This window comes from Bradyrhizobium sp. 62B (assembly GCF_030272265.2).
Taxonomy (GTDB): Bacteria; Pseudomonadota; Alphaproteobacteria; order Rhizobiales; family Xanthobacteraceae; genus Bradyrhizobium.
In genome coordinates, this window is record NZ_CP092841.2 from 5,577,623 (window position 1) to 5,589,137 (window position 11,515).

General features: G+C 59.9%; 10 protein-coding genes and 2 pseudogenes. 8 read left to right on the top strand and 4 right to left on the bottom strand.

All coding sequences use genetic code 11. The annotated features are described in order from the left end of the window. Positions 1-112: 112 nt before the first annotated feature. A complete protein-coding gene (locus ML401_RS26750; protein ID WP_285807506.1) occupies positions 113-1,714 on the top strand; it encodes a hypothetical protein in 1,602 nt (533 codons plus the stop codon). A gap of 22 nt (positions 1,715-1,736) precedes the next feature. Continuing rightward, entirely contained in the window at positions 1,737-2,303 is a 567-nt protein-coding gene (locus ML401_RS26755; RefSeq protein WP_285807507.1) for a hypothetical protein, read from the top strand. A 701-nt stretch (positions 2,304-3,004) separates the two neighbouring features. On the opposite strand, the gene ML401_RS26760 is transcribed toward ML401_RS26755, so the two are convergent. Both ML401_RS26760 and mddA read right to left on the bottom strand, forming a co-directional pair. Continuing rightward, positions 3,005-3,214, bottom strand: coding sequence for a hypothetical protein (locus ML401_RS26760; RefSeq protein WP_285807508.1), 210 nt, complete (start codon positions 3,212-3,214; stop codon positions 3,005-3,007). Positions 3,215-3,630: 416 nt separating this feature from the next. Then, positions 3,631-4,413, bottom strand: coding sequence for a methanethiol S-methyltransferase (gene mddA / locus ML401_RS26765; RefSeq protein ID WP_285807509.1), 783 nt, complete (start codon positions 4,411-4,413; stop codon positions 3,631-3,633). Between the two features lie 505 nt (positions 4,414-4,918). Between mddA and ML401_RS26770 the strand changes: the two genes are divergently transcribed. The 5 genes from ML401_RS26770 to ML401_RS26790 all read left to right on the top strand — a co-directional run bounded on the left by ML401_RS26770 (position 4,919) and on the right by ML401_RS26790 (position 8,869). Further along, a complete protein-coding gene (locus tag ML401_RS26770; protein WP_285807510.1) occupies positions 4,919-6,565 on the top strand; it encodes a winged helix-turn-helix domain-containing tetratricopeptide repeat protein in 1,647 nt (548 codons plus the stop codon). A gap of 533 nt (positions 6,566-7,098) precedes the next feature. Beyond that, positions 7,099-7,551, top strand: a complete 453-nt coding sequence (locus ML401_RS26775; RefSeq protein WP_285807511.1) for an Hsp20 family protein — start codon at positions 7,099-7,101, stop codon at positions 7,549-7,551. Between the two features lie 87 nt (positions 7,552-7,638). Further along, positions 7,639-7,947, top strand: a complete 309-nt coding sequence (locus ML401_RS26780; RefSeq protein WP_285807512.1) for a hypothetical protein — start codon at positions 7,639-7,641, stop codon at positions 7,945-7,947. A 22-nt stretch (positions 7,948-7,969) separates the two neighbouring features. After that, entirely contained in the window at positions 7,970-8,194 is a 225-nt protein-coding gene (locus ML401_RS26785) for a DUF4349 domain-containing protein (protein ID WP_259217233.1), read from the top strand. A 378-nt stretch (positions 8,195-8,572) separates the two neighbouring features. Next, positions 8,573-8,869, top strand: a complete 297-nt coding sequence (locus tag ML401_RS26790) for a hypothetical protein (protein WP_285807513.1) — start codon at positions 8,573-8,575, stop codon at positions 8,867-8,869. A 308-nt stretch (positions 8,870-9,177) separates the two neighbouring features. On the opposite strand, the gene ML401_RS26795 is transcribed toward ML401_RS26790, so the two are convergent. Further along, complete coding sequence (locus ML401_RS26795; RefSeq protein ID WP_285807514.1) at positions 9,178-9,378, bottom strand: DUF6494 family protein; 201 nt, start codon at positions 9,376-9,378, stop codon at positions 9,178-9,180. Between the two features lie 588 nt (positions 9,379-9,966). Between ML401_RS26795 and ML401_RS26800 the strand changes: the two are divergent. Beyond that, positions 9,967-10,598, top strand: a pseudogene (locus tag ML401_RS26800) (SDR family NAD(P)-dependent oxidoreductase); the annotation flags it as partial. A 62-nt stretch (positions 10,599-10,660) separates the two neighbouring features. Here the strand turns inward: ML401_RS26800 and ML401_RS26805 are convergent. Further along, positions 10,661-11,015, bottom strand: a pseudogene (locus tag ML401_RS26805) (SDR family NAD(P)-dependent oxidoreductase); the annotation flags it as partial. Positions 11,016-11,515 lie beyond the last annotated feature (500 nt).

Genomic DNA, 11,515 nt, shown 5'->3' on the forward strand with positions numbered 1-11,515 from the left:
CACCTGTCACAAATAGGCAAATCCTTCCGACACATAATTTCAGCACGATGAACTTGGGCGCTCGGTTTGCGCCTTCGGAATCCATTCTTTCTGACTAGGAACGGAGGGGCCCATGCGCGCGCTCGCTTTAAAAAGCGTCTCTCTTCTCGTCCTCGCCATCCTTGGTTCGATTTCCACCACGTCTAGCGCACGCTCGCAGGATGCGACCGACGAACAGTTTGGCAAGGTTCACTTCCAAACCTCCTGCAACGAGGTGGCACAGCGCCGCTTCGACCGCGGGATGCGCTATCAGCACTCGTTCTGGTATCGGCCTGCGAAAGAGATTTTCGAGGAGACGTTGCAGGCCGATTCGGAATGCGCCATCGCCTATTGGGGCATTGCACTGAGCCTGCTCTACAATCCTCATTTTCCCGCACCGAAGGAAAACCTCGCCGAGGGCCTCGCCGCGCTGCAGAAGGCTACGGCGCTGGGCGCCAAGAGCGACCGCGAACGCGACTATATCGACGCTCTCCTGGCCTTCTATTCGGCAGACGAGAAGACGACGTTTGCCCAGCGCGCCCAGGCCTATCTTAAGGCAACCGAGACCGTCGCCGGGCGCTACCCTGATGACGACGAGGCGCAGATCGCCTACGCTATTACTCTGAATGTCACAGCCTCACCGAACGACAAGACTTATGCTAACCAGCTCAAGGGCGCCGCCATTCTGGAGCCTATCTTCAAGCGGCAGCCGCGACACCCCGGCGTCGCGCATTACCTGATCCACCTCTACGACTATCCGGCGATCGCAGAGCAAGGCCTGGACGCAGCCAAGCGCTATTCCGAGATCGCGCCGGCGGCGCCGCACGCCCTGCACATGCCGTCGCACATCTTCACGCGCGTCGGCTACTGGAACGAATCCATTGAGGCCAATAGTCGCTCCGCCAAGGCTGCCAAGGAGGGGAAGGATCCCAGCGAGCAGCTGCATGCGGACGACTACATGGTCTACGCCCTGCTCCAGCTTGCACAGGACAGCCGAGCCCGCGACGTCATCGCCGACATGGCCTCAACCACGGGCTATGCGCCGGCCGTCCGAGCCGGCCCCTACGCGATCGCGGCCAGCCAGGCGCGCTACATGGTTGAGCGAGGCGATTGGCAGGGCGCTGCCGCGCTGAAGGTCGAGCCGAGCCGGTTTGCCTATGTCGATGCGATCACCTATTTCGCGCGCGCTCTTGGAGCTGCGCGCTCCGGCAATGCAGACGCAGCAACGGCGGACATCGCCAAGCTGGCGCAGCTGCGGGACAAGCTTCAGCAGGACAAGGACGCCTATTGGTCAGAGATCGTCGACATTCAGCGGCAGGTCGCCACTGCTTGGCAGCTCAATGCCCAAGGAAAACAGCTCGAAGCGTTGGAGGCGATGCGGCTTGCTGCCGAAGCCGAAGACAAAACCGAGAAATCCATCGTGACGCCGGGTCCGCTTGCCCCGGCACGCGAACTCTACGGAACAATGCTGCTCGAACGCGGGATGGCGACGGAGGCATTGGCCGCGTTTGAAAGCACCATGCGTAAAGAACCGAACCGCTTTGGCGCCACGATTGGCGCCGCTCACGCCGCCGAGAAAGCCGGTGACGCCGTGAAGGCACGCCAGTATTACGGGAAAGTCGTCGACATGGCGCGTAATGGCGACTCCTCGCGGGAGAATCTCGCAGCTGCACGAAAGTTCATGGCTCAAAATTAGTGAAAGTTCTGCTGCAGGTACCATGCGTCTGACACGAAACTTCCTCGCGATGGGCGCGGCCGTCGCACTGTTCTGTGCAGTCGCTGCGGTATGGATGCTGCGATCCGGCGATCCGGCACGCGCAACAGCGGCAGCCGGTGAGATCCGCCCGGTTTGGGCGGAAACCGACTGGCCTTTCGGCGCGGATCCCTGGGGCAAAGGAAAGGCGTACCGCTGTAAGGCTGAGGATTGCGGCGGGGAGGTGCAGCTCTACGTCCGGGCCAAGCTTGGCTTCTGCAATTGCGCCACGGGCGTCGCCGACGACAACGACCTTGAGCAAATGGGTGACCTAGCGCTGATTGGCAACGCAACGCCCATCGGCGCCGGCCGAGAGATTATCGTCGGTCCGATGCGCGGTCGCAGTCGAGCCTATCGCTTCGCGGACAATCGCAAGGCCGCGCTATCCCTGGCCTTCAATCAGCGCTGCGATATGGTGACCGCAACGGCTTTGGTCGGACCGGGTGCGCCCGCCTCACTGGAGCCAGAGGTGCTGGCGTTCCTCAACAGCGATCTCATGTTGAAGTGGGCCGAGATCGCGCTAGGTTTATAATTTAGACCGAACCCTGTAATTCGCATCTCGGCACGCCGGCACTGCTCCCTGCACACCCAGCGCACTTTTTCGCTCGACACTACCCCCGCTGCGGTGCGGATGTCGGTAGGCACGAAATCGTCCAAGTCCGCTATCGGACTCAGGTTGAGCAGATCTGGTCCGCTTTGGCTCAACAAGCGGGCTTCCGACCGCCAAGGCGCAACTTCGCAGATGGGCCAAAAGCCGAACGAAGTCGGCCACGGTCGCGCACGTTCGGTCCGTCTTGGGGAGCCAGGATGGCTCAAGGCCTTAAGGTCTCGGACTATCGCCTTTCAGCCTGCAATGCCACCCGGACAATCCAGGAACGGGCACGTGCCTTTCGCCGCAATCGGGCTGGGCTGCGAAAAGGAGAATTTCTGCAACGATCAGTGCAATCAAAGCCAAACCCCACAGAACACGCACATCCAAAATCCCGCTCATTCTTGGATGCGCTCAACCTATACGCGACCCCCCGATCTCGTAAAGGCTACGCGCCCACATTCAAATGTGTCGATCTACTGACGCAGGCATGTCCAAGCGGGTGGCATCGAGTCGGCAGCTCCGAAGGGTCGGCTTCGGGTCAAGAGCGTCGGTCTGTCACTAGGCTGCAAACTTCCGGTCTACCCCTCTGAACCGACATACAGGGGACCGCGTCAACGGAAGCGATGGGCCAATAGGGGAAATCAAGATTGGCTTCGAGGCGGCTCTTGATTGTGGTCATCGGCCGATCGGCGTCGACGACGATAGGCGCGGATGAATTCGAAGCCGATATAGCTGAGCATCGTGAGAACGATGAAGAAAGGCACGAATTTGCCGGGATCACGCACAAGTTCGTGGATGAACACAAGGAAAGTGAAATAGAGCGCAAACCAAGGGTCGTCATGGATCATCATGTCGTATTCGCCCGAGCGACCCTAGCCAATTATCCCTTATGGTTGCGTGATCCCGGAGCGTCAATCAGCCGTTCGCCAGATGCTCAATATTGAATGAACACGGATAGTCTGCAACGGGTCACAAGCGGTCCTCGGGCGGATGGACACGGCAGGTCGGCTGTGAGGCTGACAGCGGATGTCGCAGCGGGCTGCTGCACCCAAGGCTTGACTTGTAACGCCGCTTTAGAAAATGTCGTCTGCTGGCTGAAGCCAGCTTCAAGAAAGGGGCAGAGCATGTCCGCTCTGCCCCATAACTTCAGACGTCCACTCGCTCTGAACGGACCGTGGACGATCACCATTATGGGCAGATGTTAAACCCACCGCAGGCGTGGCAAACGGCCCGCCCATGGGCAGGCCGTTCGCACGATATCGCTCGATCAAAACAGACCGGGGAGCAGCATTGCGACCCGCTCGCGATACTTGCGGTACTCGTCGCCGAAGAAAGCGACCAAATCCCTTTCTTCGAGCCAAATTCCCACAAAGATGTAGCTTGTCGTGACAGACGCGAAGAGCAGATGGCCGACCGTCATCGACGGGGTGGACCAAAAGGCGATGATAAAGCCCAGGTAGATCGGATGCCGAACCAATCGGTAGAGTCCAGGCGTCTTGAATGCGATAGGTTGGGCAATCCGTCCCATGAACTGCGTGATCACCTGGGTCAATCCGAACAGCTCGAAATGGCTGATCAGGAATGTGCTGTACAACACGATGATCCAGCCGATGGCGCCACCTGCGGCGACGGCGCCGGCGAAGACTGGGCCATCGATGCTCCACACGACGGTGGGTAGAGGTTGCCACTGCCAGAACAGCAAGCTCAAGCTAAGGCTCGCGAGCAAGACGAAGGTGCTGCGCTCGACGGCCGGAGAAAAGAAACGCGCAAAGAAAGACTTGAAAGCGCGTCGTGCCATCCCGCTATGCTGCACAGCGAAGATCGACATCAGCGCGAGGTCGATCATCAAGGCCGTGCTCCACGACACGTTCGTGCCGTCGTCGACCGTCTTCGGGACGAGCACCCCCGAAACGAAGCCAATCGCGTAGAGAAATGTACCCAGAAAAACGGCGTACGAGATGAGGCCGTACACGAGGCCGAGCAATCGGATTGCGCGAGATGGCGCAGACTGAAAAGCAGAATTCTGATTGGGATGCAAAGTCATAGTCATTTCAATCTTCATCACTTCTAAATTCAGGGAAGGCGTGCTTCATAGTCATCGGCCGCTGCCTAGCCGTGCCGCGGCCCAAGCGATCAGCTGGTCGAGGGGACTGTAGGGAGCTAATCTCTTGACGAGGCGCGAACTCTCGGCTCGCCACTGCTCCTGCGTCACCGCGTGCTCGGCCTGTTCAGCTAGTGTGGCCGCGATTGCTTCGTTCGTAGCCCTTCTAAGACGAGCAGCTACCGCGAGAACGCGCCGGGAAAACGAAGGTTTTGGCTCGAACGGAAAGGTAAGGAGCGACGATCCGAGCCGGGCGGGTCGCTTCACGTCGCAGATTTTGCGGGAAGCACGAGTGTAGTTTTGAGGTAGGCCTGTCATATGGCTTCTCCTGTTGAACGCCATTTGACCGGTCTGTAGATTGTTGCTGTCCGAACTGCTTGGCGGACTCCTTGAGGAAACTCTCATTTTTCCTTTGCTTGAGGATTGTTCGTCCGCCAGCTGAGGAACGGTGGTAATGAAATACCGGTTTGCGGAATTCGAGATCGATCTCGGGCAGCATGAATTGCGCCGGCGCGGCTCGCCCGTTCACGCGGAACCGCAGGTTTTCGACCTCATCGTCCATCTCGTGCGCAACCATGACCGGGTCGTCAGCAAGGACGAGCTGATCGACAACATCTGGAATGGCCGCATCATCTCTGAAGCCGCGTTCTCGAGCCGCATCAACGGCGCCCGGCGCGTGCTCGGCGACAGCGGCACCGAACAACAGTTCATCAAGACCTTGCATCGACGCGGCTTCCGCTTTGTGGGAGACGTCGAAGAAGTGTCGAGTTCGGACGCGGATGCGGTCAAGCTCGTTCCTGGCGAGGCGGGCGGCCCGGAACGTGGTCCGCCGAGTACTTCCGTTCACCCAGAGATTTCGCAGCTAGACGACGTCGTTTCGGAGGCCATCAAAGCCGAGGCGATCACCAGGCCGTCCATCGCCGTGCTCCCGTTCCAAAACATATCGAATGATCCCGACAACGAATACTTCAGCTATGGGCTCACTGAAGACATCATCCGGCTGCTCGCCCGAAATCGATGGCTTTCAGTGATCTCCCGCCATTCCACGATTGGCTTCCTGGGCGGCGCGGTCGACGCTCGCGAAGTGGGCGCCCAGCTTGGTGCGACCTACGTCATGTCGGGAAGTGTGCGAAAGAGCGACGGCTCGGTGCGAATCGCCGCGGAGCTCGCGAGAGCCGCGGACGGACAGCAGCTCTGGTCCGAAAAGTACGAATTTCAGCTCCTGAACATCTTCGACATTCAAGACGAGATGGCGCGACAGATCGCCGCCACGATCGAGCCTGAACTGTCGAAAGTGGAACAGCAGCTGGCGGCCCGAAAGCCGCCGGAGAGCCTGGATGCTTGGGATTGCTACCAGCGCGGACTCTGGAATCTGTGGCGTTTCACGACGCCTGGTTTCGACAGCGCGGAAGAATACTTTCAGAGGTCAATTGCGGCCGATCCGACTTTCGCGAGAGGACACGGGGCGCTCAGCTATGTGAACATTCAACGATCACTCTACGATACGCCAGAAGCCCGGGAGACTCGGCTAAAAACCGCTTTGCATCAAGCTCGAACCGCCGTGTCTCTCGACGAACTCGACTGCTTCTGCCATTGCGCGCTCGGACGCGCGCTATGCCTCACGCGGCAGAACGAGGAAGCGTCCGCGGCGATCAGCCTGTCCTTGGAACTTAATCCGAGCTTCGCACAAGCCTATTTCGCGCAAGGCTTCAATCTCCTGTGGTGCGGGCGCGAGATCGAAGCAGAAACGCTGCTCGACCGGGCCACAATATTGAGTCCACGCGACAGCCACCTGTGGAGCTTCCACCACACGCGTTCATGGGCACACTTCTCGCTCGGCGAGTACGACATTGCTGCGGAATTCGCCCGCAGAGCGACACGTCAAGCGAACGCTACGTACCGAGCCTATGCGACCTTGGCCGCTTCGCTCGGACGCCTTGGTGACCACGCACAGGCAAGCGCCGCTGCGGCAGAGTTGATGACGCGCAAGAGCGATTACACGACAGGAACCGCCGGACGAGAGCTCTTCTTCTGTAAGGATGCCCGGTTCTTAAGCGAATACACCGAAGGATTGCGTTCGGCCGGCGTTCGCGACGACTAATTGTTTCGCAGCGCGTCGCTGCCAGAGGACGCGCCCCACGCCAAGGCGCGCTCGAGTTTTCCGATTGCACGTTTGCTTCGGGTCAATCGCGACGGCTTGGCCCGGTTCAAGTTAGGTCCGCTCTATCCTTACCAGCCGACTGGGGCAAATCGCCGTCGGCGATGATACCCGGGACTTCGTTAGCTGCACATCTCGCAATCCGGGCCCGACGAGGTTCTGGTCTCGCGGGTCGTGACCGATCTCGTATCAGGCGCGGGACTGCGATTCAACTAACGCGGCTCGTATGAGCTCAAAGGGCTGCCGGGCAAGTGGGATCTGTTCGCTGCCGCCGGCCAGGTCTGGGCTGGTATCGAAGGATTCACCGACCGCTTCCGGCAGCAAAAAATCTCGCCGCGCCCCCTTGAAATTTCCCCTTGTCTCATAGATTTTTTCCCCGTCGCCGGGATGCCTTATGGGGTCCCGCGGCTGAGTCGGGCGCCCGGACGGTGGCCGGAGCCTGCTCGTACCCATCTTGCTCCAAGGAGGATTTGGATATGAGGTATGATTGGACTCCGCTCTGGAGGTCGAGCATCGGCTTCGACCACCTTTTCGACGCCCTCGACGAGGTCCAGCGGACAGCGGAAGAGGCCTATCCCCCCTACAACATCGAGCGTTTGGATGAGAACCGCTTCAGGATATCGGTGGCGCTGGCCGGCTTCACGCCGGACGAGGTTGCACTGACGTCCGAGCAGAACGTGCTCACGCTGGAGGGACGGAAGGCCGAGAAGGACAACAAGAACTTCCTCCATCGCGGAATTTCCGCCCGCAACTTCAAACGCCAGTTCACGCTCGCGGACCACGTCGATGTCAAGGGCGCCTACTTCGAGAACGGCCTTCTCATCATCGACCTGCAGCGGGAGATTCCCGAGGCGATGAAGCCGCGCCGGATCGAGATCAACGGCACTGCCCCGAGCAATGTGACCCAGATCGAATCCAAGGCCGCCTAACCGGACAGGGCAGCTGGGTTTTGATCGAAGCCGCGCGGCCTGCTCGCGCGGCCACCCCTACAGCTCGTCTTAGAAACGGAGGTAGTCATGCGGCCGACGACCGCTCTCGACGACAACGTCATCGATCTGAACGCCATCCTTCATCCCGGTACCGTCTTCAAGTACCCACGGGACGTGGTGTTGGATCCTGGTCTAACTCCTTCCGAGAAGCGCGCCATCCTGGCTTGGTGGGCAGCGGACGCTTCCGCGATCGCCTCGTGCCCGTCGCTGCGGCCGCCCAATGGCGTGAGTGTCACGATCGGTGAGATTTTGGCGGCGCTTTGCGCGCTGGACGAAGACCCCCCACCCGCCGGCAAGCCGATGCGGTTGCGGCCGATTGAGCGGTCCGCAGCCTAGGAGACAGCGAGGAGCGACGAAGATGCTCGATGAGAACCTTGCCCGCATTCGCACCCACCGCAACAATATCCACCGCTATCGCAGTTTGCTAGCGACGCGGCTGTCCGACATCGAGCGCGAGTTCGTCGAGCGGCGCCTGTCGGAGGAGAACTCGACACTGCAGGCGTTGACGTCGCAGACGTTTCCGATCGCGCTCACCCGGCCCCCGACACCGTTCTCACCAGCAACAGCGGGAGCCACGCCATGATCGGCAGGCGAAAACGCTATCTGAGCCCTAAGCGAGGGGCTTGCGAAGAGCTTGAAGAACGATGTGCCGAGGCGGATCGCAGCATGAGCTTCGAGGCCGATGAGGATCGCTTCGAGGGGTACGATATCGTATTGAAGCCGCGCGGACGCGGCCGGTGGAAGTGGGCCGTCTGCGAGACAGGTGGAGAGGCCTTGATGTCAGGGTCGGAATGCAGCCGCCCGGCCGCAAGGTACAAGGCCGAGCGAGCGTTGTTTCTGTTGCTGAGCGCGAGTGCATCGCGCGCGGCGTCAGTTGGCAGAAGGCCGCCAGATTGGCTTTAGGAACTCTCGACGCCTTCAGTCGGTTGTCCGCCTCTCGATCCCGGCGCGGAGAACAACCTTGGAAAACACGATCATCGGAGAATTCGCTACGCGGCGCGAAGCTGAGTTGGCTGTGGAACATGTCGTCCAGGAATATGGTGTCGCGAGAGGAGACGTTTTCGTTCAGCCTGCGGGAGCCGCGAATTCGTCGGGTACGCGGCCAGCCGGTGCCGACGCCAAAACAGCGCCCGCACCTGAAACTCAGCAGAAATTGGAAGGCGGGATTGAGGTGTCTGTTGATTTCCACGGTACCGAGCCGGAGAAGATCGCCAAGGCGTTGAAGACCGCCGGCGCGAAGACAGTTCGCACCAAGTAAATTCGAATGGCAGGTCTCAAGCATCGCGCGCCGAAGTCTGAGGGGCAAGCTACCACCCTGAGGGTCCTGGCCCGATTCCGGTCAGCATGGAAAGCTCGAGCCCGGGCGACTATCGCCTTATCAAGACGCTGCGGCCGCAACGCTTCGGAGGTGAACGCTGGGTTCTGATATTAGGCACGATGGCCGCTCAATAGGTGGATACATTGATGCAATGACGCTCGTCACCAACTCGAATTCTTCTCGCGACGCGCGCCGCAGCCAACGGCACCAAGAGACCGGCAATGCCAAATCCTAGCCCGCAAATATCGTCAAAGCGCTATTGTTTCCTCGACAACATGTTTCATCGGCGTCCCCTCAGCAACAAGGGTCATCCTGAGTTTGAGTTCGCCGCCAGTCACTGCCCCACTACGCACTAGGTTCTCGATTTCGCGTTGCGAGCTAACACCGACATGCTTCAGAAACTTACGGATCGCCATATTCAAGCGATCTTCATCGAACTCGGCGGCCATAAGTGCTCTCCCTGGCTGGACAGCATATTCTAGCACCAGCCGAGCGAAGACCAAACACCTGAGTTTATTTTGGCGCCGGCTTCATCCACTGATTGGCCGGTGAAGATTAAATCTAAAGCTGCAATTGGAGCCGTTTAAGATTGACCGGAGACGAGCGCTCGACGCCAAAAGGCAGCGGGCTATTGGCGCGTGGACAGACAAGGAGGGATGTACCCAGCATCCAGTTTCGACACTCAGCTGAATAAGGCTGGGCAACTCAGATTTACGCCGTCAACGTAGTGTGGCCACACGGTCTGCCTTTTGGTGCGGACAGGTTAAGCTCGCAGCTTGCGACCGTCGCATCAGCGCGCACGCCGAGCGCGGCTACCTGATGCACAGACGCTTGCATCGAGGTACGTGAATCCGCTTCTAGCTTCTCATTGGTCGCGCTTCCCCGCAATCTCTGATCGCTGCCGTCTTGGGAAGACATCACATCAAAGGCATCCTGAAGAAGCGCCACGCTCACACACATCCTGCAGACTCTTCATTTGCGATTTCCTAAGGAGCGGGACAAGAACTCAGCCTATCAACCCGGACGCAGAGGCCATCATGACGGCACGAACTTTTCTAATAACTGGCGCCAGCAAAGGAATAGGGCGAGCCCTTTCGAGCCGGCTAGCTGCCGCCGGTCATAACGTCGTCGGCATCGCGCGCGGCCAAGATAAAGGCTTTCCCGGTACGCTAGTGCCAATCGATCTTAGTGATAGCAGGGCATCCGCCGACGCCTTTGCAAAGCTCGCGCGAACCTATTCGTTCGACGGTGTCGTGAATAATGTCGGGCTGGCCAGGGTGCATCCCGTCGGCGGAATCGAACTCACTGATTTGGACAAGATGGTGCGTGTAAACGTACATCCCACAATTCAGACAGTACAGGCCCTTCTGCCAGAATTGAAGGCGAAACGCTGGGGCCGGATTATGAACATCAGCAGTCTCGTGACGACTGGGACTCCTCTTCGCAGCGCGTATGCGGCAGCGAAGGCCGCCGTTAACAGCCTCACGAGACTTGGGCTGTGGAGCTTGCCGAAACGGGAATCACCGTGAACGCCGTCGCCCCATGCCCCGTCGAAACGGAGTTGTTTCGCCGCAACACACCGGCAGGGAGTGAGGCCGAGGAACGGTTCTTGTCAATGATCCCTATGCGCCGACTGGGCAAGCCCGAAGAGATCGCTGCCGCCATCGCATTCCTGCTTTCGGAGGACGCCGGTTTCATCACTGGACAGATCCTATTCGTGGACGGCGGTCCGGGGCGCTCGATCAGTGCCGTCAGCATGTACGGTGCCAGCGTGTTGATCGCGAGAACCCCGGCGTGCTCCCCTCAAGTGTCGAACCGCGACTTTTCTGCGCGTAGACGCCTGCGTTGTAGATGATCGCATCCATGCGGCCATGGCGTTGACCTAGTCCGCGATGCTCCTCGTTTCAGCCGCGCTGCGGAGGTCGCCGACCGCCACTCCTGCAGCCCGCGAAGTGATCTCGTTGAGGGAAGCTGCGCGCTGCGCAGATCTGGCGTGCAGCACCACGCGATGGCCCTTGCCGAGAAGCGTCTCGGCCGCGGCGCGACCGAGACCATCGGTGCTGCCAGTGATGAAGACCAGCGCCATCAGGCCGACTTCCGCCGCGCCCCGGCCGCGGCCTTTTTGCTGCGGACTCCTTTGCCGGCTTCTTGCCGGCGGTCGGCATCAGCATCTCCTTCTGGCCGGCCGCCGCCTTCTTGGCTTTCTTGGCGGGCCTGTTCGGAGCCCTGCTCTCCGCCGCCGCGCCCCCAATGATGGGGCGGTCGGCAAATTCGAGCAGCCGGCGAGGCGATCGGCTGCGCCGCAGGAGCTTCATCTCTGATCAGCATGCCCGCTTCTTCAAAGGGGCATGGCGGCGCACTAGTCGATAAAGTGCATATCACTTCACGGGAGTGGTTTGACCTTTGCCGCCATATCCGGTGCGCGCGTAATTTGATAGGTCGCATTGCTACACTTAAGCACCCAAACGCCGCGATCTGGACGGGAGCGTTTGACATTGCTCACGGCGGTTAGCGGCCTGTCGCAGGAAAAGCCTTGCATACGGATTTGCGCCGCGAGCATGGATTGCAGAGTTTCCGCTGCAACCG

Excerpts from the sequence above, each read along its gene's own strand:
- ML401_RS26770 (WP_285807510.1), top strand. The coding sequence starts at position 4,919 with ATGAAATACCGGTTTGCGGAATTCGAGATCGATCTCGGGCAGCATGAA.
- ML401_RS26750 (WP_285807506.1), top strand. The coding sequence starts at position 113 with ATGCGCGCGCTCGCTTTAAAAAGCGTCTCTCTTCTCGTCCTCGCCATC.
- ML401_RS26775 (WP_285807511.1), top strand. The coding sequence starts at position 7,099 with ATGAGGTATGATTGGACTCCGCTCTGGAGGTCGAGCATCGGCTTCGAC.
- ML401_RS26760 (WP_285807508.1), bottom strand. The coding sequence starts at position 3,214 with ATGATGATCCATGACGACCCTTGGTTTGCGCTCTATTTCACTTTCCTT.
- mddA (WP_285807509.1), bottom strand. The coding sequence starts at position 4,413 with ATGACTATGACTTTGCATCCCAATCAGAATTCTGCTTTTCAGTCTGCG.
- ML401_RS26755 (WP_285807507.1), top strand. The coding sequence starts at position 1,737 with ATGCGTCTGACACGAAACTTCCTCGCGATGGGCGCGGCCGTCGCACTG.
- ML401_RS26780 (WP_285807512.1), top strand. The coding sequence starts at position 7,639 with ATGCGGCCGACGACCGCTCTCGACGACAACGTCATCGATCTGAACGCC.
- ML401_RS26785 (WP_259217233.1), top strand. The coding sequence starts at position 7,970 with ATGCTCGATGAGAACCTTGCCCGCATTCGCACCCACCGCAACAATATC.
- ML401_RS26795 (WP_285807514.1), bottom strand. The coding sequence starts at position 9,378 with ATGGCCGCCGAGTTCGATGAAGATCGCTTGAATATGGCGATCCGTAAG.